Here is a 24,591-nt window from a genome sequence, read left to right as displayed (position 1 = left end):
CCACTCGCGGCATCGCCCTCATGCGGAACCTGACCATGACCGTATGAGGGCGCGCGGCGGGCCGCCCAATTCCCGATCGCCATTCACCCCGTGCCATCAGGATCGTTACGGGACGACCTTTAGCGGTGATGAGGCGGTTCAACCTGACTGGCGCGCAATGGCGATCCTGGGGCCGCTGCTGCCCGTTGCCCGGCGGCCGGGTCGACCGTCGAAATGGACCAAACGCCAGCTCATCGACGGGATCCACTGGCGGGTACGGACCGGGGCCCCGTGGCGGGACGTCCCCGAATGCTACGGGTCCTGGCCGGCGGTCTACGGGTTGTTTCGCCGATGGCAGCGCGAGGGCATCTGGGCGCGCATCCCTCCCGCCCCGTCTGCAGGCGCGGGCAGACGCGGCCGGACCGATCGGCTGGAAGGTAAACGTCGACTCCACCATCATGCGGCCCATTAACACGCCGCCGGGGCTCCGCGCCGAGGCGATCTGCAGCGCGAGCCGTCCGATGAATGGCCACTGAGTCGGACGACCACGCACTGGGCCGCTCCCGGGGCGGGCTGTGGACCAAGGTGCACCTGGCTTGTGAGCAGAGCCAAAAACCGTTGTCGCTAGTGGTGACGGCCGGGCAGCGCGGTGACGCTTCGCAGTTCGAGGCGGTGATGGCCAGGATCAGTGTCGCCCGGCTGGGCCGGGGTCGTCCTCGGACACGGCCAGACCAGGTCCGGGCCGATAAGGCCTACGCGTCCGGACGATCCGTGCCCACCTGCGTGGCCGCGGTATCGCTTGCACGATCCCGGTAACCGATGACCAGGCCGGACACCGGCGGCGGGCAGCCATGGCGGCCGTCCACCAGCCTTCGACCTGATCGGTCACCGCGGCCGCCATGCCGTCGAGTGCGGCATCAACCGCCTCAAACGCCACCGGACCGTAGCCATCCGATACCACAAGCTCTCCGTCCGCTACAGGCCACTCTGGAGGGGATAGTAGTCGAGGTGTAGAACGCGGAAGAACGGCTCTATCTAGGGTTCAGGTATCTGCTGGTTAGGTTTCGGAAGATTCGTGCCATGTCCACTTAGGTGTAGTTATGTGAAGAACTCACATGTAGCAGTAATTCGGATTGGTGTGCCAGTGTCGAGGCTCCCATTTAGTTGCACAGAGATTTACCGTCTTTGGTGCCCTGGCATGGAGACGAAGAGCCTTGCCTTGGTCTAGGATCGCTCGACGTCGCTATCGCGGTACGCGCTTAACCTTCTGCGGGCGGCAGGGATAACTGGTCTGTTGGGTGAGGGCGGGAACTTGTCGGACATTGGTCGACCCGTGGCCACTAGGCTCCGGTGGGCAAGCTGGGTCGCTATCGCCCTGATGATGCCAGGTTGTGGCGATGGTTCGAAGGCCGTTGCACTGCCGTCGTTGGCTGAATCCCATCCACCGGTGGCCTCGTCGTCGACCGCCAGGGAAGAGAAGGCTGCAGTCGCGGCTTACATAAATTTCGTGGCGATGCTAGATCGCGCAGATTCTCTACCCGCGGGATCTCGTAAGCGAGAATTTGCTACCGTTATGGATGACCCACAACTTTCGCGGGTTTTGAAACATATCGACGATCTGAAGAGTCGACACTTTGTGACTTATGGTCACATTGTCGTGCATGTGCAGAGTGTTCAGTTGTATGCGAACGGTGCCACCGTGTACGACTGCCAAGACTCGCGTGGCTCGGGCCTTATGAACGGAGTTACGCGCAAGAAGATTAACCGCGGCGTCCAGCAGGGGAATACCAAGGCTTTGCTGGTGAAGGGTCGTGATGGGCAGTGGCGTGTCAGCAGATCTATCACGATCGGTGAAGGGTGCTGACGGGTGGAAGTCGTCACACCAATGCTTGGAGTTGCTTTTCTGTTTTCCTCTTCCGTTGCCGCGCCGCCGCCGTTGGATCCGCTGCCGCCAAACGCTAATTCCTACGGCTACAACTACGGTGCTCAAGACACCGGAGAGGCAGGGAGTAGTGGGCGCGCTCCTGTTGCTCCGTCGAAAGAGAACCATGCGAATATGCCGCAGGAGCCGGGGCCACCGGACTGTCAGAAGCTAAAGAAGGCCGTGCAGGTGGTCTGCTCGTCACCGAGCAAGAGCGGCGAGGTGGCCAAGTTGTCTCCGGCGGAGTTGGCGTTGAGTAGATGGGCTCGTATGCCGATCCCGAAGCCCGTGGTGCGGACGGCGCCGCCGCGTCGGAGGGGCGGGTTGGTGGGTCTGCCGGAATGGTTCTGGGTGACCAACTGGCGTCCACTGGGCGGGCGCGTTGCAGCTCGTGGTGTGTGGGTTGAGCTGACCGCTCGGCCGCAGAGTATGGCTATCGACCCGGGGTCTGGCGAAGCGGGCGTGAGATGTTCGGGGCCTGGCACGGCCTACGACAAATCGAGGTCGGCGACTTCGCAGCACACCGACTGTTCCCACACCTTCGCGCGGTCTTCGCTGAATGAGCCCGGTCGAGCGTATCGGGTGAGAGTGACCGTCGTGTGGGGCGGTAGCTGGCACGGTTCTGACGGCTCAGGTGGTGGGCTTCCGCCGCTGAGCCGGTCGACGACTGTCCGGTTGCGGGTGGCCGAGGGCCAAGCGCTTTATGGATGAGGACCAGTATGAGATCGAGTGGCCGGGTGTCGCCGGGATCTGTTGATCCCAAGGTTGTAGGTAGGGCCAGTTCCGTTTCGTCCAGGCGATTGGCGCGACAGCGTCGGCCGGGGACGATCGCAGCGGCGGTGATGTTGTTGCTGCTGGCTGTGGCAACCAACGTGTATTTGTTCCGCTCTGCGGGTGGCCGTGTGTCGGTCGTGAGGGTGGCGCGTGACGTCGCGGTGGGGCATGAGGTCAAGTCGGCGGATCTCGACATGGTCGAGGTCGCGGTGAAGTCCGGGGTGATGGTGATCCCAAGCCGTCAATTGGGCCAGGTCGTCGGGCGGCGGGCTGCTGTGGGTCTGCGGAAGGGCACGCTTCTGGCGGCATCGCAACTCACAGGGCAGCAGGGACCTCCGGCGGGGCAGGCGCTGGTGGCCGTACCGATGAAGTCTGGTGCGATGCCGCCTGGGCTGGCTACGGGTTGGAGTGTCCGTGTGGTGTTCACCGCGGGGGATCAGGGTCAGGAGCCCGTGACCGGTGCTCCGCAGAGTCGTATCGGGGTCGCTGCCCGACGGGATGTCGCCGCAGTGGTCGATGAGGTGATCGGGCCGGATGCGGAGGGCGCGACAACGGTTTCCCTGATGGTGCCCAATGCCGACAGCAGCACGGTGGCGCGGCAAGCGGCTGCGGGATTGATTGTTCTCGTGGTGACGGGAAGGCAGGGCTGATTATGTCGTTGACCTGCCTGATTTCCTCCGGCGGATCGCCGGGTGTCACTACGACTGCGTTGGGTCTGGCACTGACCTGGCCGGGCGAGGTGCTGCTGGCCGAGTGCGATCCCATGGGGCGACGTGTGCTGCCGGGGTTCATGGCGGACCGCCTGCGCGGCTCGGCTGGTTCGGGACTGCTCGGGTTGGCGATGGCGGCCGAGGCCCAGCCGCAGGCTCGGCTTCCGCTCGAGGACTATGTGGTCCCTGTTCCCGGCGAGGAGTCGGTGGGGGTGCTGCACGGTGTTCGCGACCCTCGGCATGGTGTGCGGCTGGGGCCGCTGTGGGGGCGGCTGTCCGAGGTGTTGGTGTCGCGGCGGGGTGATGTGATTGGCGATCTTGGCCGCATCGGTGGTCGGGACACGCCGGATGACCTTCTACGGGCGGCTCAGGCCGTGGTGATGGTGTTGAAGCCGACGTTGGTGCAGGTCGATGTCGCCGGGCCGCGTCTTGATGCTCTTAGGGACCTGCTGGGCGATCGCACGGTTGTTGGATTGTGCCTGATCTCGGACGGGCCCTATAGCGCGGCGGAGGTTGAGCGCGTTCTTGGAATGCCGGTGATGGCTGAGCTGCCGTGCTCGCCCGCCGAAGCCCGGGTCTTTTCGGATGGTGCACGGCCTCGAAGGACCTTTAAGACTTCGCTGTTGCTGCGGTCGTACAACGTTCTTGGTCGGCGTATCCGTGCTGCCATCGGCTCGTCGTCGATGGGGGACGACGGTGAGGTCGGGCCGGTTCTGTCGGGTTCAGGTGCCGCCGTTCGGGGTGACCAGTGAGCACGTCAGGGTGGACGTTCATCCGGACGGAGGGGCCCCACGTTGCCGCAGCCTCCGTTGGGACGGCGCCGTCGGACGATGTGGACGTGTGGGCGGCGGTTCGTGAGGTGTCCGCGCAGCTTGTGGACGTTCTCGGTGACGATGTGGATCGGGTGCGGGCGCGGCAGTTGGTCGATGCGCAGGTGCAGGCGTGGTCGCATGCGCTGCTGGCGTCCGGTCGGGTGGTGTCGGCTGAGGCGCTGCGCAAGGTCGCCCGCCTGGTGTTCGATCGGCGGTTCGGGCTGGGGCCGTTGCAGCCCTACCTGGAGCGCTCCGATGTGGAGAACATCGTCGTCAACGGCTGCGAGCAGACCTGGGTCAGCTACACCGACGGCACCAAGCAACCCGGGCCTCCGGTCGCCGAAACCGATGAGGACCTCATCGAGTGGGTGCAGTTGCTGGCGCGCCGGGGGAACACCGGCCGGGAGTTCTCCCACGCCTCACCCCTGCTGGACGTCGCACTCTCCGACGGCGTCCGGCTGGCGGTGGTGGGTTGGGTGTCGCGGCGTCCGCATCTGGCGATCCGGGTGCACCGGTTGGTCGATGTCACGCTGCGGCAGCTCACCGACCTGGGCACCCTGACCCGACCGCTGGAGGCGTTCTTGGCGGCGGCGATTAGGGCTCGCCGCAACGTCATCGTGTGCGGGGAGGTCAACACCGGCAAGACCACGCTGGTGCGCGCGTTGGCCAACGAGATCCCGGCGCAGGAGCGGGTCATCACCTTGGAGAGCGACTTTGAGTTGTTCCTGGACGACCCGCGGCTGGTGCACCGGCACCACGACGTGGTCGCCCTGGAGGCCCGCCACGCCAACGCCGAAGGCGCGGGCGAGGTCCGCCTGCAGGACCTGGTACCGGCCTGCCTGCGGCTGAATCCCGATCGGGTGATCGTGGGCGAGGCGCGGCACGGGGAGCTGGCGCCGATGTTGGAGGTCATGTACTCCGGCGCCCGCGGCTCGATGTGCACCCTGCACGTCCACCGACCCGAGCACGTGTTCAGCCGCGTCGTCCAACTCGGCCGACGCGCCGACCTCGGCCTGGACGCCGACGACGTCCACCTGATGTTCGGCCTCGCCGAACCCCTGATCGTCTACCTGGAACGCGACCAGACCAGCAACCAACGGTACGTGTCACAGGTGATGGAAATCGGACCACCAGCAGACTCGGCCGAACCGACCCGCAACCTGATCTTCAGCCCCGGACCTGACGGACGAGCCACCCCGGCGGGCGGGCACATCAGCGCCGCCCTTCTCGCCAACCTCGTGGCGCAGGGGCTCGATCCCGAACTGTTGCAGCCCAGTTCGGACGCTGGGGGCTGGTTGCAGTGACCGTGCTCGCCGCCTTGGGCGGCCTCTGCACCGCCGGGGCCGTTTTCGTGATCGTGGTTGGCTTGCGAGGCACCGACCAGGCCGAACGGCAGGTACGTCCCCCGTCGCGTTTGCAGACGCTCCTACGCTCGCGAGCCTGGCCCGGACGCCGCAACCGGTTGCTCGCCACCGCCGTGGTGGCCCTTGTGGTGTTCCTGCTGTCTGGATGGCCGGTCGCCGCCCTCGCGATGGCGGCCGGGGCGTACATGGTTCCGCCGATGCTGTCGGGACGAGCACCGCAACGCCGCATCACGCGGCTGGAAGCGCTGGCGCAATGGTCCCGGCGGCTGGCTGAGATGATGGGCGCCAGCCGCGGCCTAGAACAAGCTCTCGCCGACAGCGCCCGCATCGCGCCCGAGGTGATCCGCGTACCGGTGACCGTCCTGGCGGAGCGGCTGAACAATCACGCCAACACCGAGCAGGCTCTGCGGGCATTCGCCGATGAGCTGGACGACCCCATCGCTGATCTGATCGCCTGCGCGCTGGTTCTAGCCTCCCGCCGGCGCGGTCCTGGGACGCGGGAGGCGTTGAGGCTGCTTGCCGACGCCGTGGAACACGAGGTCCTCGTCCGTCGGGATGTCGAGGCCGAGCGTGCCGGACTACGGACGACGCTGATCGTCATCGTGGCGTCCGTTGCCGTCCTGAGCGTGCTGTTCGCCTCGTCTCAGACGTTCGCCGCTCCCTACGGCACCGCGCTCGGTCAGACGGTGCTGGCCGTGGTAGCGGCGATTTACGGGGGCGGGCTGGGGTGGATGCGGGGGCTGGCCGTGCTGTCGACCGGGGCGCGTTTCCTGCACTCCAGCCGTCGCTCGTCTGCGGAGCAGGGGGTCGAGCCGTGACCGTAGTCGCCGCTCTTGCTGGGAGCCTGGGGGCCGTCGGACTCATCCTGCTTGTCAGCGAGCTGCGGCCTGCGCCTCCTCGCCTGGACGCCGCGCTGACTCGCATCCAGCTCGTGCCGAACCCTGTATCGCCCGTCGACGAGCTCAGCGCTCGCGAAGCTGTGGGACGGTGGCTGGCGGAGCGCGTCGCGCGTCCGGCCGGGCTGCTTGCCATACCGCGGACTGACCTGGCGCTGCTTGGACGTCCGGTCGAACGGTTCATGCTCGACAAGCTGGCCCTGTTCATCACCGGGCTCGTCGTACCGTCCGTCTTCAGCGGCCTGGTGGCATTGGCTGGCGGCTCGCCGACCTGGTCGTTTCCGATCGTCGCCGGGTTCGCTTTGGCCGCAGTTCTGTGGCTGGTGCCGGACTGGAACGTGCGATCGCAGGCTCGTCAACGCCGCCGCGACTTCCGGTACGCCTTCACGTCCTATCTCCAGCTCGTCGTCCTGGAACGCGAAGCCGGTGCCGCACTGAACTCCGCGCTGGAGAACCCCGCGAAGATCACCGAGGGATGGCCGTTCCGCCGCGTTCACGAGGCGCTGACGCGAGCCCGGCATGCCCAGCAGCAGCCTTGGCGTGCCCTAGCCCGACTCGGTGAGGAGATCGGCGTTCGAGATCTGATCGATCTCGCGCATACGGCAGAGATCGCCGGGAGCGAGGGCGCGAAGATGCATGACGTCCTGGTCGCCAAGATCACCTCTATGCGGCACGAGGCGTCCGCCGCCGCACGGGCCGAGGCCAACTCCCGGACGACCGCCATGTGGGTGCCGACCAGCCTGCTCATGCTCGGTTTCGTGATCCTGGTCGGCTTCCCGTTCTTCTCCAAACTTCTGGCGTCCGGCTGAACGCCCGGACGTCCACACCAATACATCGGGGGACCATGAACTCGCTCAACACCGCGGCGCTCCGCGTCGCACTCGCCGTACACAACCGAGGCCGACGGCTCGCCGCCGAGTTGCGGGGCTGCCGCGACCGGGGCTCGGGGGTGGTCGAGACGATCATCATCGTGGCCGGTTTCGCCGGGCTGGCGTTCGTCGTCTACCTGGCCGTGTCCAGCAAGGTGCACGGCTGGATCAACAAGATCCCCGGCGCCACCGGCCCATGAACACGCTCCGACGGGTACGGGGGCGGCGCGATGATGGGTCCGCGACCGTCGCCATGGCCATCACCTTCCCCGTGGTGGGCCTGCTGTTCCTGGCGCTGGTGCAGGCGGTGATGGTGTCGGTGGCCCGGGACGTGGCACAGTCGGCCGCCGAAGAAGGACTCCGCATCGCACGCGCCCGCCAGGGCACCTTTGCAAGAGGGCAAGCCGCCGCGGCGTCCTTCGCCCGCGATGAGCCTGTCCTGCAAGCGCCCTCGGTCACCGTGTCCGGTACCAACACCATCGCCGTCCGGGTCACCGGAAAGGCGCCGTCATTGTTGCCAGGCGTCGAAATCACCGTTTCCAAGACCGTGCGCGGTGCCCGTGAACGCTTCACCACCCCGGACTCGGCGTGAACTGGAGGAAGGGGGTCTCGGTTCGCGCGGGCGTGGAGCGGGATGCGGGCAACGCGGTCGTGGAGACCGCGATCCTGGCGCCGGTGTTCATCGCCTTCCTCGCTGGCCTGCTAGTGGCGATGCGGGTCTCACACGGCAGCGCCGTAGTCGCCCAAGCCGCCGCCGACGCCGCACGCCAAGCCTCCATCGCCCGCACCGCACACCAAGCCAACGACGCAGCCAGCACCAGCGCCATGCACACCCTGCGCGACCGGGGCCTGCACTGCACACCCTCCGTCCGACTCGATCTGTCCGGCTTCAACCGCCCCGTCGGGCAACCGGCCACGGTCTCCGCGCGAGTGACCTGCGCCATCCAACTCAGCGACGTCGGGCTACCGGGGATGCCCGGTGCTCGAACGGTCACCAAGACCCACCGATCACCCATCGACCCCTACCGGGCAACACGATGACCACCGCTCCACAGTCACCACGCAAACGGGTGACGCGGCAGCAACGCGAACGCGGAAGTGTCAGCGTCTTCGCCGTCATCATCACCATGGTCGTCGTGGTCTTCTTCGGCGCCGTCATCGACTTCGAGCAGGCCCTCGAAGCCCGACAGGACGCCAACACCGTCGCCCAAGAAGCCGCCCGCGCCGGCGCCGGACAAGTCGATCGGAACCGTGCCTACACTCGCGGGCAGTTCGTCGTGGATCGCGAGTCCGCGATTCGGGCAGCGCGGGCCTACCTGTGGGCCAGTGGCCACGCTGGCACCGTGACGGTGCTCGGAAGGCGCACCATCCGCGTCCACGTCTCCATCAGTCGGCCCGCGCGCTTTCTGTCAGTCATCGGGGTTTCGTCCCTGCACGCCCAAGGCACCGCGACCGCGAACCTGACCACCGGAGTGGAAGGACCCCAGTAGCCGTGACCTATGCCGGACGCAGCCGCCTCGCCGACTTCACACGAGGACTGGGCGCTCTCGTAGTTCTTGTGTTGCTCCTGGTGGGATGCCCGGTCGCGATGTACGCCATGGGCGGCTCTCCCATCCCGGACCGTCTTCCGTCATGGGAGGAGATCAACGCGACGCTGATGCGGCAGGACACCGACCAGAGCGTGTTCCTAGCAACGATCTGGCTCGTCGCTTGGGGCGCCTGGTGTCTGTTCACCATCACCGTCTTCGCCGAGATGATGAACTACCTGATCGGACGATCGCGGCCCGCCCTGCCGCGTCCGATCCGACCACTGCAAGAGCTGGTCCGGGATCTGGTCGCTACGGCCACCCTCACGTTCAGCGCCGCCGCCTCGCTCAGCACCTCGGCCTCCGCCGCGACACATCCGCCCGCCGTGACCGGCGTCCATGTCGCCGCTGGTCCCCGATCGGCCGCGCAAGAACAGCTTGCGCCTGAGCAGGCCGCACCGCCGGAGGACCCGGGTGCATCTGACTGGACTCCGCTGCTGGCCGACGAGCCTCCACCTCACCCGAAGCCCGATCACCGCCTTTGGCGCACCCATATCGTCAAGCGGGGCGAGACCCTGTGGAGCCTCGCTCGTCGCACCTACGGATCTGGCGCCCAATATCCCAAGCTCTTCAAGAGCAGCCGGGGTATCGACCAGCCCGACGGAATCCCTGCCCTGACCGATCCCGCCACGCTCCACCCGGGCCAGCGCATACGACTTCCGCGGCCCAGCTCGCCAGATGACGCGCCATCACCGCGAGGGGGCTCGTCGCGCCCAGCCGCGACATTGTCCGGACGAGAGAAGCCCAGAGAGGCCCCGCCCCCAGTTCGCCCTGGTCCAGGGGCCAATGAGTCGACGGCATCTTCGGTGCCGACCCCAGTCGTGGCCCCACCTGCCGACCATTCCGCCAACCCCAAATCATCGGCACCGTACGACCAAGACGGCCCAGACTCACCGCTTGCGATCTCCTTGCCGTCCGGGTCGCGGATTGGCTTCGGTCTCGCCGCCGCGCTCAGCGTGGCTGTAGCCGCGACCCGCCTGCACCGACGTCGCCGACGCTTGCCGGAAAACGATCCGGGCGCCTCCAAGCCCACTCCCGAACGCCCGATTGCGGCCCCGGCGCTCAAAGCCCGCAAGGCCCACTTGGACACCTACGCCGACCACGAAGCTCCCGTCCCGTCCGACGAGGAACTCGTCCACCAAGATCTGTCGGCTAACGAACCAGACCACCTCGTCATGGGCACCCGTGACAGCGGTGCCGTCACCGTTCCCCTGGCCGGGCTCAGCCTCGGCCTGTCTGGGGACGGAGCGCACGCCGCGGCCCGGGCCGTCACCACCGAACTTCTTGCCAAGTCCCACCGCTACCGCGCCGAGATCCTCATCCCGCAGGCCGACGCACAGGCGCTCTTTCCGGGCGACGACATCACCAACCTCTCTGCGGCACTCGAGGGCTTGGTCATCACGCCTTCGCTCGGCGAGGCCACCGATCACCTGGAGGCCGAGCTCCTTCGCCGCAGCCGAATCCTGGACTCGGCCAATCAACCCGACGTGCCCGCCCTACGCGCCGACGACCCCGCCGAGCCGCTCCCGACCGTGCTGCTGGTCGCATCAATCCCTGCACACAACGGCACCCCGTATGCCCTCGTAACGCTTGGCCGCCGGTACGCCATCGGCGTCCTGGCCCTCGGTGACTGGCCGTCCGGCACCCGCGTGGAGCTCTCCAGCGACGGGACCGTGACGGACGCTCACGGCCCCGACGCCGAACGGTTCGCTGGAGCCCGCCTGTTCCACCTGACCACCAACGACGCCACGGGCATGCTGCAAACCATCCAGACTGCCACCGGCACCGAAGCAGACGCCGCCTCCCCGGCGCCGGGCGATGACACCGAACCCGAACACGACCCACCCACCACCTCGACCATCGTCCCGCCACCTCGGTCCGAAGGAGCACCGCGCCCGCCCGTCCGCCTTAGCGTGCTCGGGCATGTCCGCCTGCACACCGCAGCAGGCCCGATCAATACTGGGCTACGCCAGCGCGCCCGTGACCTGCTCGCCTACCTAGCGCTGCATCCGGACGGCGTCACACGGGACCGTGCCAGTGCCGACCTCTGGCCAGATGAAAGTCCCGAGAGTGTCGTCCCGAAGTTCAACACAGCCGTCAGCAACATCCGTAGCGTCCTTCGGGCCGCTACCGGCCTCAGCGGGCCCATGTACGTCGTCCACAGCGCTGGCCGCTACCGCATCGACCCCAGTGTCGTTGACGTCGACCTATGGCACCTGACGGCCGCCCTCGCCGATGCTCAGCGAGCCACCGACGACACCGCTCGAATCAAGGCGCTCACCCTAGTAGCGGACTGTCGGGTCGGTGAGTTCGGCAGCGGCCTCGCCCAGGAGTGGGCCGAGATCCAGCGCGAACACCTCCGCCGAACCATCAGCGATGCACTGGCAAGCCTCGCCCAGCGCATCCAGGAGGACGAGCCGGAACGAGCGCTGACGGTGCTGGAACAGGCCATCAACCACGACCCCTACTCCGAGCCGCTCTACCGGCACATCATGCGGCTGCAAGCCCGTCTCGGACGTCCGGACGCCGTCCGCCGTACCTACGGGCTCCTCACGGCCCGCCTGGATGAACTCGATGCCGAACCTGAGGAAGAGACGCGGAAGCTCGTGAATTCCTCAACGTCAGCGTCGTTCCGAAATTGAGGACGAAAGCCAGCCGTCGTCAAGCGCGCAACACCGGTCACCGCTCAAGCTTTCGGCAGCGGCCCCCGCATGGGGGGCGCGTTGTCAGGATCAGCGGGGATGTGATCGGGTATCGGGCGTGGACGTCGACCAGTTCTTCAGCTATGGCCCGCGTGCTCCGTTCGAAGTGCAACATATCTTCACAAACCGGGAAGCCCAGGTCAGGGCCATCCAGGACCAGTTCGCTCAACAGGCCGAACGGTCTTGGTCCGTCGAGGAACTGCTCGACTTCCAGCGACCGGCGTCCAACCTCATCGCCGTATGCGGTGAAGGCGGGATCGGTAAGTCCACGCTGGCTCGGCACGTCGCGCAACTGGCCGTGACCGGCGAGATGGACGGCCTGCCGCGACGCGGAGCGCACGCGGTACTGGACTTCGCAGACCCGGCCAGCTCCAGTTTTGAGTCCGTCTTGCTGCGGGTGCGCGCCGCGCTCGCGCCGCTGGCGAAGTCCTGGCCGGCGTTCGATGTGGCGCTGGCCGTCTACTGGGAGCGCAAGCACCCCGGCGAGTCGCTGACATCGTTCCTGCGGAAGGGGAACGCGGCGGAGTCGCTCGGGGTCTCCGAGCAGGTCGGCAACACCGTCGATCAGCTTCTCGGCGGTTTCGGCGCGCTATCGGTTGCATACCGGGCGCTGCACCTGCTCGGCCGTACCGCGACGGAGAAAACACGGTTGAAACGGCTGCGGTCCGACTTGCCAGCGCTCGATCCGATCCTGTCCGAGCAGGACCCGGAGCGGATGCTCGGATACATGCCGGTGCTGCTGGCCGCCGACTTGGAACGAGCACGCAGCAAGCATCCCGCGCTGGCGCTGTGCGTGCTGGACACCCTGGAGAACGTCCAACGCCTCCCCGCTGAGCGCGGCGGCTTGGAAGACCTGGTGTCGCGGCTCGTCTACCTGATGCCGAACGTGGTGTTCGTCGCGGCCGGGCGGCTCGCGTTGCGCTGGCATGACCCTGCCAGGGCTGTCACACTCACCTACGGCGGCGAGCGTCGCTGGCCCGGCCTGGCCGACGGCCAACAGCTCGGCCTTGGCGGGTTCGACCCTGCATCGGCCGAGATTTACCTGAAGAAACGGCTCACTGTGGACGGGAGCCCCGCGATCGGGCCCGAGATCCGGACACGGATCATCGCAGGCTCGGCCGGGTCGCCGCTCTACCTCGATCTGTCGGCCGGATTGTTCGGGCAGTACCTGGCGCGAGGCGAAGCTCCACCGGCCGATGCGTTCGGGCTCGGGTTCCCCGAGCTGGTGCTGCGGACGATGCGGGACCTGTCCGCTCCCGACCGTGACCTGCTCCGGGCTGCGGCACTGCTGGAGGCGTTCGACGAGGACGTCCTGCATGCGGTGCTGCCGCATCTACGACTCCGGCAGATCGAGCGGTTCCTGCAACGCCCGTTCGTCCGGCGGGACGAGACGGTGTGGCCGCCGTACCGGCTGCACGAAAACCTGCGCCGCAGCGTCATCGAGTGCGACGGCGGCACCGACGACGGCTGGACGCAGACCGAACGGACCCGCAACGTCGAGCGGGCGATCGAGTATCTGACACGCACCGCGCTGGCGGTCTGGGACGACGACGCCGACCATCCGCTTCCCTTGGGCGTGCGCAGCAGGCGGTGCGTGGCGGCGTTCCTGCTCGTCCTGAGCGCGGCAGACGAACATCGGCTGGCGCCGGAGTCGGTTGGCGACATCGCCTACAGCCTCACTGTGCTCGGACACTGGCAAGTGCTGGTCTCCCTGCCCGAGCTGCAAGGCTCGCCGGAACTGGCTCGGCTGACCGAGGTCGCACGCCTGACGGCACGCGGAGACGGCAATGCCGAGGACCGTTACCGCGCGCTGCGCGAGCTGATAGGTGATCCCGACGGTCCGTACGCCGACTACTACAGGCACGAGCTGGCGAGCCGCGCGCACATCATCGGACGGGTCGAAGAGGCCGCCGACCACCTGTCCGGCATCGAGCCCGCATCGCTGATCGGTGCGAGCGCGCGGTTCGGCCTGGCCGACAACGCGCTGCGCCGCAGCGCCTACCGGTCGGTCGCCCGGCTGATGGAAGGCGCATCGCAGGCAGGGCCGGACCAGGTGCGGGCCGCCGACGTGCTCGGCCACACCTACTTGCAGAACGCGCGGTTCGCCGAGGCGGCCGGGTACTTCGAGTCGACTCTGGAGGCGGCGCGCGAAGCCAATGCACCGCTGTGGGAGGCGCGCGCTCTGCGGCACCTGCTCCTGGCGTTGATGTGGTACGACCCGGACCGCACGCTGGCGCTGCTCGGCCGAGCACGCGACCTGAACGGCTCCGCCGGCGAGGCGATCGGGCTCGCCCAGTGCGACATGGCCGAGGCGATGGCGCGGGCACTCCGCGGCGAACGTCACGCTGCGAGCGAGCTGCTGGACGCGGCGGCACGCCGGTTCGGCGAACTCGGAGCTTCCCGTGAACTGCTGCCCGTCGAGGCGTTGCAAGTCCTGATGGACGCCTCCGGCGGCCGGATGGCGCAGGCCGCACGCACGGCAGAGAGCCTGAGCGAAGACTGCTTGCCCGTGTGGGCGCCGGTGACCCGGACGTGGGCCGGGCTGGACGCCGACTTCGGCGCCATCGAGTGGCTGGACGATCCCGACTCCGCGCGGCGCCGCTGGTCTGATGCCCTGACCCGTCTGCGGACGCGAGTCTGCGGGCCGCTGGACGCCGGTGACCAGCGGGCACTGATCCCGACTGGCCGGCTGCCCGATCCCCTTGTGGAGGCGGCCGTCGAGGCCGCACTGACCAGCCCCGCGTTCGACGGTCCGCGCGATCTGCCCGCCGCGCTGGCGACGCTCGGTGCCGATGGTGTCGTGCCGGGCGCGCAGACTGTAGTGAAGGTGCGTCGGCGCCTTCACGAACGGCTGGAGACCGTCCGCAATTTCGAGGAGCTGCGCGCCGCAACAGGCATTCGAGCCCCTCGGCTGTTGGACGCGGGAACGGCTGGACAGACGTGGTGGGCCGTCCTGGAACGCCTACCTGGAGCGCAGGCGGATCACCCGACACCCGCGCGCCAGCGCGAGCTCGGCCATCAGCTTCGGCTCTGGCACTCCCGTCCACCCGGCGAGGGCCTCAGGTTGGACGCTCCCGGCGCCCTCGGCGTCTTCCTGGGATGGGCGCGATCCACCGCCCCGGACGCCTACCCGACAATCGCCGAGCACATCGGAGCCGCCTGCGAAGGGCTCCCCATGACCGCGATTCACGGCGACGTTGCGGTCTGCCACAACGCCCTGTTCGACGGCGAGGTCCTTACCGGGGTACTCGACCCGGGGGCGATCGAGTCAGGCCCGCCCATGCTCGACCTCACCTGGGCTCTGGCCGTCGACATGCCCCGCGGCGCGGACCCCGCCCCGCTCATCGACGGTTACGGCCAGGACGCCGTCGACCAGGACGCCTTGACGGCGTTGCTGCCGCTGATGATGCTGCGCCGCCTCATCGACACCCCGGTCCTCGGCCTCGCAGACAGCGATGGCGTCTGGATCACCCAATGGCTGCGCGACCACCGTCCCGACCTACTCACTCTGGTGCAATGAGCCCGGCTCGGCAGGCGCAGGCGTACGGGATGTAGTTGTCCAGCACATTGGCGGGCACGGCAAGCCGCTCACGGAGGTCGGGTTCGTCATCACGCGCGTAGAAGCGGTTAAGGCCGTCGAAGAGCGCCAAGCTGTACCCGGCCTTGAGGACTTGCGGCTCCCATTCCTGGTGACTCGGCCTGGTCGTCAACGGGACGGTCGCCTCGACCACGATCACCCGCGGCCGCCACCTCCACAAGTCGGCCGACTCCAGGACGGCGGCCTCGGCCCCTTCCACGTCGACCTTCAGCAAATCGAACCCGGGCTTTGCATGCAGGCCGAGGATCGTCTTCAGAGTGACGACCTCAACGCTTAGCTCCTCATAGCGCCAACCCTCCGCGAGATGCCTCTCTAGGACGTCCCTGCGCAGGGTGCTGAGACCGCCACCACCGGACTTCCCCTGTCCTGGGACGATCCGGAAGAAGGTCGCGGCACCCGGCTCATCTCCTACGGCCACACGCAGGTTGACGTCACCTGGCCGGGCCTGCCGAAGGCGTTCGTGGCGTTCTGGCAGCGGCTCGATGTTGACCCCCCGCCAACCCAGGCCGTCCACCAGATTCTTGGTCAGCGAGCCGCTGACAGGCTCGCCGGCGCCGACATCCACGAAGAACCCGTTCCTCTGACCGGCGAAGGCGCGCATCAGCACGACGTCCTCCGCGTTGCCCGCGTACGCAATCAAGTCATAGTCGCTCACACGCGCAAACCTACGCGCCACTCTCGGCTCCCCAAAGTGTTCGTGAATGACGCGCATGGAAGCAGAGATTCAGCGCCCACGAGGTGGCATAGAGTCATCACACCTCGGGAGCTGTGCCCGCCGCGTATCGGGCGTCCTGTTGATGCGCACGATTATTCGTGGACTTGACACGTCGTTACGAGTCGTTCCTTGATGATGGTCGATTCGCCGCGCCAATTCGTCGCTAATAGGAACGCGACGGCGGGGCGGTCGGTCGGGAGGATCCAAGAAATGTCAAGAACCAGCCTTGAACCCAAAGCTTCGGTTATGGGTGCGTCGATGTCCTGGCGACGCACCTTTCCCGGACGACCGGATCAGATTCCGCTGGCACGCCAGTTCGCGATGTTCCTGTTCGCCGACACTTCGATCGCCTCGGACGTGGGTTTCGTCGTGACCGAGCTGGCCTCGAACGCCGTACGCCACACCCGATCGGGCCAGCAGGGAGGTCAGTTCACCGTCGAGGTGGTGCTCGGCGGTCTGGCCTACGTGGGCGTCAGCGACCTCGGTGGCGGTGGTTACCCGACGGTGAGGTACGACCCGCTCAACGGGCCGGTCGAGAGCGAGGGCAAGAGGGGGCTGCGGGCGGTCTCGCAGTTGGCCGCAATGCTGGGCGTCCACGGAGACCCGATGGAGGGCCACACTGTCTGGGCGGACCTGGTCTGCGTCGGCAAGTCGTACGAAGGCCCGACGCAGTCCACGCCGGTCAAGCCTGCCACGTAGGACGGGACCAGCCTGTCCGTAGCAGGCTGGCCCCGCGCCCAGGCTAGGCCCAAGCACAAGCCCCGTCCGTACCTTCACCAGGTGCGGACGGGGCTTCGCTCGTTTACAAGGAGGCCGGTGGGGCGACCGGTGCCGTGATCGGGGATGTAACCGGGGGGTTGTCTATGGTCACCCCCTCCCCTCACAGGCATCGACGCAGGTCAGGGGCCTCACCGGTGGGGCGTCGATGCGGCCGGATATCCCCCCAGGGGGACATGCAAAGGGGCGCGATCGCTTGTAAGAAAAATCGTCTTGCCCTCTTCTCGTTAGCGAACCTCTCTCTCCTCGCTAACTGCTGGTTCCTTTCTGATTCCCGACCCCTTGTCGTCGCACAAAAGCGGCGGCGAGACCACTGGGCCGAACGGCCGAGCAGGTACTCCCGGTCACGCCGAGGCCGAAACACGCAGGTCCGCCGCGATAGCACTTGCCGAGAGGTGCTGAATATCGCCTGAGCGGCGCCAACACGGGCCGGTCATTAAATTCTTGTTTACTGAGGTAAGCCTCTCCAGCCGTCACGGCTACAAAATTCGTCGGCGCTCCGTGTTGCATTCGTCATGCCGTCGAGAAATGGTCGTCATGGCGGACGACGCCCGACGGGAAAGCCCCGCCGAATCGGCCGCCATTCAGGGAGGCAGAAACAATGGCGAATGCCAACACCATCGCGACCGCTGACACGGCCATCACCGCCCCGGCGGACCGCCCGGCGGACGACCGCCCGACCGGCGCGGCCGGGGCTGTGTGGGACGCGCTGAGCGCCGCGCCGGACGGTGTGACAGTCACGGCGCTGACCGAGGCGTCCGGGACCAGCCGCGCGACGGTGACCAAGGCGCTGACGGCGTTCGAGAACGCCGGGCGTGCCGCACGGACGGCCGGTCAGGGCACCGGCCGGGGCCGTACACCGGACGTGTGGACCCCGGTCATCCCGTCGGCCTCCACCGGAACCGGTGACGCCGCCACAGCCGCCCCGGTGAACGACGCAGCCACCGCCCCCACGAGCACGCCGAACGCCGCACCGGGAATAGGCGTGATCTCACCGGACACCTTGGCAACGGCCATGCAGGTGCTGGCGGACGAATCCGACCGTCGGGCGGCGACGGCCGAGTTGCTGCGCAAGGCACAGGAAGAGGAGGCCGAACGGCGCGCGCGGGTCGACGCCGAGCTGCGCAAGGCCGAACAGCGCGAAACCGCCCGCGTGATCCTGACCGATCTGTTGAGCGCGGTCACCACCACCCTCGCCGCGATCGCGTCCGACAATGACGAGCAGATCACGCGCGGCATGGAGGACATCGCACGCTACGCCGGGAGCGTGCGCCGCACCACGCGCGCCACCACGGGTACGCGGACGTCGCGCACGACCGGCGACCGGGGTGCGCCATTGCCGCTGCGGCCCCTCGTCGCCGAGCACCTCAACGCGTATCCCGACCTGGAATTCACGCCCGGTGAGATCGCCAAGGTCCTGGACCGGTCATCCGGTGCCGTCGCCAACGCTCTCGACACCCTCGTCGGACGTGGCGAAGCGGTTCTGACCTGTGAGCGGCCCCGCCGATTCCGCGCGGCCAACAAGACCACCGACGGCACGTCCGTCGCCTGAGCCGGAGGCGGGGCGGACGGGTAACGGCCCGTCCGCCCCGTCATGACCCGGGTCTCACGACCCACCCCAAAGCGACGAGGTTGCCATGACGAAGGAGACGCTACATGTCCGGTGACGCGACCAACACGCTCATGCACGACACCGAACATGCCCGCTACGACCAGGTGTTCGTCCTGCTCGGCTGGGCATGGGACGTCGCACTCGCCGCACGGGCGGCCACCCGCCACCCGGTCACGCATGCGAAGGTGTCAGAGATCGGCGCCCTGTGCGCACTCATCCGTATCGACCGCGAATACGCGGAAACGGTGAATCTATCCCGCCCGCTGCTGGCCGTTCCGCTACCCGACGTGGGGACGCCGATCGTGATCGACGGCTGGCACCGAATCCACAAGGCCCGACAGACCGGCGTCGCTGAATTGCCGGTCATCTTCCTGAGCGGCGACGACGAGCGCGCGTGCCGTCTCATGGGCGGCAGCGTGAGGCGCCGCTGGTAGCCCGACGCGGACACCACGAACAGCACCACGCGCACTCAGGGGCCCGGGTAGGCGGAACGCCACCCGGGCCCCCGTGCGCGCCGTCGTGCGTGCGGCCCCCGTGCGCGCCGTCGTGCGTGCGGCCCCCGTGCGCGCCGTCGTGCGTGCGGCCCCCGTGCGCGCCGTCGTGCGTGCGGCCCCCGTGCGCGCCGTCGTGCGTGCGGCCCCCGTGCGCGCCGTCGTGCGTGCGCGCACTCGCGTCATCCTGTGCAGGTCAGCGCCCGTTAACACGCAAAGAGCCCCCGATCCGCTGCGCGCGGGTTCAGGGGCTCGTCGGGTGCGGGGGCGTCAGGCTAGGTCGTGGTCGCCGGTCTTCACACGGCGAGTGAACGCGTGCCAGTCGGCCGCGTTGAAGATCAGCTTGGGGCCGTCCGGGTCCTTGGAGTCCCGCACACCGATCCTGGGTGCGACGCTGGCCACCTCGACGCAAGACCCTCCATGCTCATCACTGCGACTGCTCTTACGCCAGCGAACGTCAGACAGATCCAGCCTCATGCCTCAAGCCTCTCTATGACTCGGCGAATCAGCTCCCGCGATTGGCTCACGGGTAGCGCGTGGCCTCGCAACGAGTCATACCGTAGGACATGACGGGCAACGCGAACGGGATCCTGGATCAACAGACCTTCGCCGGATGACTCTGTGTAGGCGATGCTGCTGCCGTCCTCGAGTCCGAGCGCATAGAATTCTCCGCCAATGCCGGGATAGTAGCCGACGCTTTGCGGGATGATGTCGATCGACACGTTCGGGCGCTCCGATATCTCCAATAGAAACTCAAGCTGCCGTCGCATGATCTGACTATTGCCTACCGTGCGATGTAGGACGGTCTCGTCCATCGTGAAGTATACCTGTGCATGCTCCAGCACCTCTTTGCGTTTCATTCGCTCGGCGACGCGCTGGTCGAGAAGGTCTGGCGGATTGTAGGTACTGAGGATCTCGCGGGCGTAGTCCTCGTGCTGGAGCACGCCGTTGGTCAGGGTGGGGCTGAAGTTCTTAAAGGATGTCGCGCGCGCTTCGTGCTCCAGGTACTCCGCGAAGCCCGGGGGCAAGGTCGAAGTGTGGCGAGTGTCGAGGATGCGCTTGCGGAGCCGCCCAAATACTCCGTTGGTCTTGAAGAATGTGTCCAACGCTTCGGCGTAGGGCTCGGATGGCAGGTTCTTGAAGTTCTCGATCTGTCCCACGTAAGACTCATCGAATCCAAGCTCTTCGGCGAGCTGGCGCTTGGTTAGCCCGGCGGCTTCTCGCCAGGCGGTTTGTTCGCTCCCGAAAGTGATGATGGTGGGGGCATTGTATGGCTCAGACCGGGCGGGCATCGCGCCTCCAAAGCGTTGTACCTGATCGTCGGTATAGCCGATCTTGTGGGGGGTCGTCAGGGGGTCAGGCTTGCCTACTTCCCGATCGTATCCCTTTCCTGTGATGCTGGTCCCCGCATTCCAAAGACCGGCTCGCGAAGGATTTTGATATGTCCACTCGCATGCATCCCGACGATGCCGCCATGGCCCTCCTGCGCACAGATTTCCCCGGATACCGAATCTGGCGGGCGATTCGGGCAAATGGGTCGCTAGGCGAGTGGGTGGCGAGTCTGCATGACCCGCGTGCAGGCGTGGACGCGACGGTGATGTGCCCCACCGCCGAGGAATTGCGTGCGGCGCTGGTCAAGGAGGGCAAGCGCGCCAAGGCGCGCGACCGAGGCTCCGGTGACGTGCGGAGGACCCACGACTCCTCGCGCTAGTCGCCGGTTAGGGACCGCTGCATCGGATGGCGTGGTCCCGGATTGGGAGGTGGGAGGCGGTGCGGGCGGTTCACAACTGCCCCCGAGTGCACTGCCCGCGCCCCTTCCACCGACAAGACGACCCGAACAAAGTGAGGTGATCCCGATGAGTTTCGACAAGGGAAAGTACGCGACGGTCCTGGACGTGCCGCCGCGCAACGACCGGCGAGCACACATCGCCAGGCTCCACGTGGGCGTGATGGCGCACAAGGAGTTGGCGGACGCACTGATCGAGCGGCGCGGCGTGAGCTGGGTGAGCGTCGCGCGGTACGGCAGTCCGCGCCGGACGGCCGAGTTCAAGTGCGGCTTCCGCAACAGCGAGCGGCGGTTCTATCGGACGGCCGACGGCAGCACCGGCACCACGTCCGCCATCACCGGCACCCTCGACACGGCCGCGAGCGAACTCGCGGCGGTGGCTCCGTGATCGTCGTCCCCTCCGACCTGGACGTGATGTTCGCGGGCATCGTCGTCTACAGCGCCGGGTGCCTGCTCGCTGGCGGGCTGCTCGGCTACCTCCTCGGAGGCCGGTGACCTCTCGCCACGCAGGCCGGTGACTTCCGGCCTGCGTGGCCTTCTGGACTCTGGTCGGACAGACCCTCCGAGAGTTGCTGACAGGCTGGCCTTCTTCAGTGGTCAGTTGCGATTCCCCGTTGGTGGCCACTCGGTGGGGTGTTTTCTGGCCGTGGGCGGTCACGTCTATTGATCGCGTTGCAGGCTGGATCGGCGCCTGGGTGACGTGCCAGAGGTGGGGTAGCAGGTTCTCTTCGCCGGATGGCGACCACGAGAAGGCGTGGGATCGGTCCGGCTGCGGCTGGCGGGGGTGGCGGACTGGGGGCTTTCCGGCGGCGGGTCATCGTCGTCGGCCCGGCGCGGGTTGAGCTGCGGCCCGAGGCTTTGGTCTGGGGTAGACGCGCGAGTGCAGGAGATCGTGTGCCCGGTGGGGCTCCCTGTTTTCGTGTGCCGGAGGCGCTGCGCTTTTGGACGATTGCGGTCAGGTGTGCGGAAGGGCGTGTGCTGGCGCGGCGGTGTGGGACATCGTGGTGCGGTAGGGCTGCGGGTGCGGGGCCCTGTGCGGGAAGGGGGCGCTATGAGTACTGGGCGTTGGCGGCAGGCGGTTGCGGCGGGCGCGGGTGTGGTGGTGGGTGCGGTGGTGAATGTGGCCACGGGGATGTTGACGCAGCGGTGGGATGCGGCGTGGTGGGCGGCGACGGCGGCGTCCGTCGTGGTGGGGGGTGGCCTGCTGGCGTGGCTGACCTTCACCCCCGACCCTGACCCGGAGCCGGGCGGGCCGGGCGGGGTGTCGGCGTCGGGGGACGGCGCGATCGCGGCGCAAGGCTCGGTGTCGGGGTCCTGGACGAGGGTGTCCCGGTCGGCGTCGGCCGCTCCAGCACCTCCACCATCGGCGCCGGCATCGGGTGGAAGGGTGAGCGCGTCGGGGCTGGGGGCGATGGCGGCGGGAGGCAATGTCAGCGATTCGGGGACCGAGGTGACCTGGGACGACTCGGGAGCCTCATGAGGCGCCGTGTGCGTCGCCCCGCGGCGGGCGAACCCGCATCTGGTGGCCCGGAGCCGGTCGAGGGGGCTGGTCCGGCGGCGATCGCCGCCGGAGGAGATGTGATCAACTCGTCCACGCATGTGGGTGATGTGTATCAGGCGGTGCCGTTGCCCAGGGCCGAGGAGGTCGATCCGCCGCGGGGGGCGCCGTCAAATCTGCGGTTCGGTACGGAGTTGTTCGTCGGCCGCGTCGGGGAGCTGGCGGAGTTGGATGCTGCGTTGGCGGGGCCGGGTGGGGCGGTGGTGCAGGCAGTGCATGGGCTGGGTGGGGTCGGTAAGAGCACGCTGGCCGCGCGGTGGGCGCGGCAGCGCGCCGACGCGCATGTGCTGACCTGGTGGATCACCGCAGACTCGCCCGCCAACATCACGGCGGGGCTGGCCGGGTTGGCGGGGATGCTGGTGCCGGAGATGACTCGGGGCACACTGGCCGCGCCGGGGGCGGTGCCGGTGGAGGAGCGGGCGGTGTGGGCGCGGCGGTGGCTGACGTCCCATGCGGGGTGGCTGGTGGTGCTGGACAACGTTACCGATCCCGGTGATGTGACCGAATTGGTGGCGGGCGCCCCGGCGGGCCGGTTCCTGATCACCAGTCGGTTGCGGGAGGGCTGGCACGATATCGTCCCGGCGCTGATCGAGCTGGACGTGCTGAGCGACTCGGAGGCCCTGGAGTTGCTGCGCGGTGTCCTCACCGCCGGCCGCCCGACCTCCGGCGCGGGCGGTGGGTTGTCCGCCGGGTTGGAGGGGGGTGCGGAGTTGTGCGCTGAGCTGGGTTGGTTGCCGCTGGCGGTCAAGCAGGCCGGCGCCTTCATCCGCCAGGCGCATCTCACCCCGGCGTCCTACCTGGAACTCCTGCGCGCCAACCCAATGGCGATGTTCGATCGGGCGGCGCGGGGGAGCGATGCCGAACGCACGATCGCCCGGATCTGGCGCATCACGCTGGACACCCTTGCCGAGAGCATCCCGCTGGCCGGTGCGCTGCTGCGGGTCATGGCCTGGTGGGCGCCCGACGCCATCCCCCGCACCCTGCTCGCCTCCATCACCAACCAGGTCGGCCCGTTCGCCGATCCGGTCGGGCTGGTCACGGCGCTGGGGGATCTCGCCGCCTACAACATGATCACCCTGGGCCCCGAGACCATCAGCGTGCACCGCCTGGTCCAGGCCGTCGCCCGCACCCCCGACCCCCGCGACCCCCACCGCCAACCCACCGACATCGATACCGCCCGCCACCACGCCACCTCCCTGCTTAAGAAGGCCGCCCCCGCCGATTTCGACGACCCCGTGGGATGGCCGACCTGGCGGATCCTGCTGCCGCACATCGACGCCATGGCCGAACACACCGATCCCGCCACCGACACCACCACAACCAGTCATCTGCTGGACGGTGCTGCCTCGTTCCTGCGAGAGCAAGGCGCCATCGCGCGCGCCATAACCTACTACCAGCGCGCTCTCGCCATCGACCAACGCCTCCATGGCCCCCATCACCACAACACCCTGATCTCCCGCCACAACTTGGCTAGCGCCTATGAGTCGGTGGGCGATTTGGGGCGGGCGATCCCGCTGTATCAGGAGACGTTGGCCGACATGGAGCGAGTGCTGGGCGGCGACCACCCCGGAACTTTGACCACCCGCAACAATTTGGCTGGCGCCTATGAGTCGGTGGGCGATTTGGGGCGGGCGATTCCGCTGTATCAGGAGACGTTGGCCGACCGGGAGCGAGTGCTGGGCGGCGACCACCACCACACTCTGATCTCCCGCAACAATTTGGCTGGCGCCTATGAGTCGGTGGGTGATCTGGGGCGGGCGATTCCGCTGTATCAGGAGACGTTGGCCGACAGGGAGCGAGTGCTAGGCGGTGACCATCCCGACACTCTGACTTCCCGCAACAATTTGGCCTACGCGTACCAGACGGCAGGTGATCTACTTCAGGCGATTCCGCTGTATCAGGAGACGTTGGCCGACCAGGAGCGAGTGCTAGGCGGTGACCATCCCGACACTCTGACTTCCCGCAACAATTTGGCCTACGCGTACCAGACGGCAGGTGATCTACTTCAGGCGATTCCGCTGCTGGAGGTGACGTTGGCCGACCGGGAGCGAGTGCTGGGCCGTCTCCACCCCGACGCCCTGAACTCCCGTAACAACCTGGCTGGCGCCTACGCGACGGCGGGTGATCTGGGGCGGGCGATTCCGCTGTACCAGGAGACGCTGGCCGACATGGAGCAGGTACTAGGCGGCGACCACCCCTACGTCCTTAACTCCCGCAACAACCTGGCGGGCGCGTACCAGGCGGCGGGGGATCTACTTCAGGCGATTCCGCTACTGGAGGTCACCTTGGCAAAATGCCGTCGGGTGTTAGGTGAGGAACACCCCCTCACAAAGAGGGTACGGAAGAGCCGAGAGAGGGCTCGGTAGAAGGCCCGATTCGACATCGGCCGGGACCGGCACGGCGGCGTGAAATCAGCCGGACGGCGCACGGGCCGACGCCAT

At 67.6% G+C, this 24,591-nt stretch carries 22 protein-coding genes; 19 read left to right on the top strand and 3 right to left on the bottom strand.

Features of this window, described 5'->3' with window-relative positions:
* Positions 1–43 precede the first annotated feature (43 nt).
* From K2F47_RS41845 to K2F47_RS31930, 13 genes are all read left to right on the top strand, one after another.
* Complete coding sequence (locus K2F47_RS41845; RefSeq protein WP_372490953.1) at positions 44–451, top strand: transposase; 408 nt, start codon at positions 44–46, stop codon at positions 449–451.
* Positions 452–504: 53 nt separating this feature from the next.
* Complete coding sequence (locus K2F47_RS41840) at positions 505–795, top strand: transposase (RefSeq protein ID WP_372490947.1); 291 nt, start codon at positions 505–507, stop codon at positions 793–795.
* Between the two features lie 1,947 nt (positions 796–2,742).
* Positions 2,743–3,324 carry an SAF domain-containing protein gene (locus K2F47_RS31980; RefSeq protein ID WP_242909690.1) on the top strand — a complete coding sequence of 194 codons (582 nt, stop codon included), beginning with the start codon at positions 2,743–2,745 and terminating at the stop codon, positions 3,322–3,324.
* A gap of 59 nt (positions 3,325–3,383) precedes the next feature.
* Complete coding sequence (locus K2F47_RS31975; RefSeq protein ID WP_242909688.1) at positions 3,384–4,136, top strand: hypothetical protein; 753 nt, start codon at positions 3,384–3,386, stop codon at positions 4,134–4,136.
* 107 nt (positions 4,137–4,243) lie between these two features.
* The gene (locus tag K2F47_RS31970; protein WP_242909686.1) at positions 4,244–5,500 is read left to right on the top strand and encodes a TadA family conjugal transfer-associated ATPase; all 1,257 of its coding nucleotides are present in this window, start codon (positions 4,244–4,246) and stop codon (positions 5,498–5,500) included.
* Positions 5,497–6,378 carry a type II secretion system F family protein gene (locus tag K2F47_RS31965; RefSeq protein ID WP_242909683.1) on the top strand — a complete coding sequence of 294 codons (882 nt, stop codon included), beginning with the start codon at positions 5,497–5,499 and terminating at the stop codon, positions 6,376–6,378. Before K2F47_RS31970 ends, K2F47_RS31965 begins: the two co-directional genes overlap by 4 nt.
* A complete protein-coding gene (locus K2F47_RS31960; RefSeq protein WP_242909681.1) occupies positions 6,375–7,265 on the top strand; it encodes a type II secretion system F family protein in 891 nt (296 codons plus the stop codon). The genes K2F47_RS31965 and K2F47_RS31960 overlap by 4 nt, the downstream gene beginning before the upstream one ends.
* A gap of 35 nt (positions 7,266–7,300) precedes the next feature.
* Positions 7,301–7,525, top strand: coding sequence for a hypothetical protein (locus tag K2F47_RS31955; protein ID WP_242909679.1), 225 nt, complete (start codon positions 7,301–7,303; stop codon positions 7,523–7,525).
* The gene (locus K2F47_RS31950) at positions 7,522–7,917 is read left to right on the top strand and encodes a TadE family protein (RefSeq protein WP_272497700.1); all 396 of its coding nucleotides are present in this window, start codon (positions 7,522–7,524) and stop codon (positions 7,915–7,917) included. The genes K2F47_RS31955 and K2F47_RS31950 overlap by 4 nt, the downstream gene beginning before the upstream one ends.
* The gene (locus K2F47_RS31945; RefSeq protein ID WP_242909675.1) at positions 7,914–8,366 is read left to right on the top strand and encodes a TadE/TadG family type IV pilus assembly protein; all 453 of its coding nucleotides are present in this window, start codon (positions 7,914–7,916) and stop codon (positions 8,364–8,366) included. The genes K2F47_RS31950 and K2F47_RS31945 overlap by 4 nt, the downstream gene beginning before the upstream one ends.
* A 29-nt stretch (positions 8,367–8,395) precedes the next feature.
* Positions 8,396–8,815, top strand: coding sequence for a TadE/TadG family type IV pilus assembly protein (locus tag K2F47_RS31940; RefSeq protein WP_242909673.1), 420 nt, complete (start codon positions 8,396–8,398; stop codon positions 8,813–8,815).
* A gap of 2 nt (positions 8,816–8,817) precedes the next feature.
* Entirely contained in the window at positions 8,818–11,553 is a 2,736-nt protein-coding gene (locus K2F47_RS31935) for an AfsR/SARP family transcriptional regulator (protein ID WP_242909671.1), read from the top strand.
* 118 nt (positions 11,554–11,671) lie between these two features.
* Positions 11,672–15,133 (top strand): hypothetical protein, encoded by a 3,462-nt coding sequence (locus K2F47_RS31930; RefSeq protein WP_242909669.1) that lies wholly within the window; start codon positions 11,672–11,674, stop codon positions 15,131–15,133.
* Here K2F47_RS31930 and K2F47_RS31925 read toward each other — a convergent pair.
* The gene (locus tag K2F47_RS31925) at positions 15,117–15,866 is read right to left on the bottom strand and encodes an FkbM family methyltransferase (RefSeq protein WP_242909668.1); all 750 of its coding nucleotides are present in this window, start codon (positions 15,864–15,866) and stop codon (positions 15,117–15,119) included. The two genes, K2F47_RS31930 and K2F47_RS31925, sit on opposite strands and share 17 nt — an antisense overlap.
* 318 nt (positions 15,867–16,184) lie before the next feature.
* Between K2F47_RS31925 and K2F47_RS31920 the strand changes: the two genes are divergently transcribed.
* The 3 genes from K2F47_RS31920 (at position 16,185) to K2F47_RS31910 (ending at position 18,749) form a co-directional block, all read left to right on the top strand.
* Positions 16,185–16,625, top strand: a complete 441-nt coding sequence (locus K2F47_RS31920) for an ATP-binding protein (protein ID WP_242909666.1) — start codon at positions 16,185–16,187, stop codon at positions 16,623–16,625.
* 679 nt (positions 16,626–17,304) lie between these two features.
* On the top strand, positions 17,305–18,255 hold the full coding sequence (locus tag K2F47_RS31915) for a MarR family transcriptional regulator (RefSeq protein ID WP_242909665.1): 951 nt from the start codon (positions 17,305–17,307) through the stop codon (positions 18,253–18,255).
* A 104-nt stretch (positions 18,256–18,359) separates the two neighbouring features.
* Positions 18,360–18,749: a ParB N-terminal domain-containing protein gene (locus K2F47_RS31910; protein WP_242909664.1), complete on the top strand. Its 390-nt coding sequence runs from the start codon at positions 18,360–18,362 to the stop codon at positions 18,747–18,749.
* Positions 18,750–19,076: 327 nt separating this feature from the next.
* Here K2F47_RS31910 and K2F47_RS31905 read toward each other — a convergent pair whose 3' ends face one another.
* On the bottom strand, positions 19,077–19,283 hold the full coding sequence (locus K2F47_RS31905) for a DUF397 domain-containing protein (protein ID WP_242909663.1): 207 nt from the start codon (positions 19,281–19,283) through the stop codon (positions 19,077–19,079).
* Positions 19,280–20,098, bottom strand: coding sequence for a helix-turn-helix domain-containing protein (locus K2F47_RS31900; RefSeq protein ID WP_242909662.1), 819 nt, complete (start codon positions 20,096–20,098; stop codon positions 19,280–19,282). Before K2F47_RS31900 ends, K2F47_RS31905 begins: the two co-directional genes overlap by 4 nt.
* A gap of 260 nt (positions 20,099–20,358) precedes the next feature.
* Between K2F47_RS31900 and K2F47_RS31895 the strand changes: the two genes are divergently transcribed.
* From K2F47_RS31895 to fxsT, 3 genes are all read left to right on the top strand, one after another.
* Positions 20,359–20,517: a hypothetical protein gene (locus tag K2F47_RS31895; RefSeq protein WP_242909661.1), complete on the top strand. Its 159-nt coding sequence runs from the start codon at positions 20,359–20,361 to the stop codon at positions 20,515–20,517.
* Between the two features lie 145 nt (positions 20,518–20,662).
* Positions 20,663–20,980, top strand: a complete 318-nt coding sequence (locus K2F47_RS31890; RefSeq protein ID WP_242909660.1) for a hypothetical protein — start codon at positions 20,663–20,665, stop codon at positions 20,978–20,980.
* A 1,190-nt stretch (positions 20,981–22,170) separates the two neighbouring features.
* Positions 22,171–24,516, top strand: a complete 2,346-nt coding sequence (gene fxsT, locus K2F47_RS31885; RefSeq protein ID WP_242909659.1) for an FxSxx-COOH system tetratricopeptide repeat protein — start codon at positions 22,171–22,173, stop codon at positions 24,514–24,516.
* Positions 24,517–24,591 lie beyond the last annotated feature (75 nt).

This window comes from Actinomadura terrae, from assembly GCF_022751215.1.
GTDB lineage: Bacteria > Actinomycetota > Actinomycetes > Streptosporangiales > Streptosporangiaceae > Spirillospora > Spirillospora terrae.
Note: the sequence above shows the minus strand (reverse complement) of the source record. Positions and strands in the feature narration are given on the sequence as shown.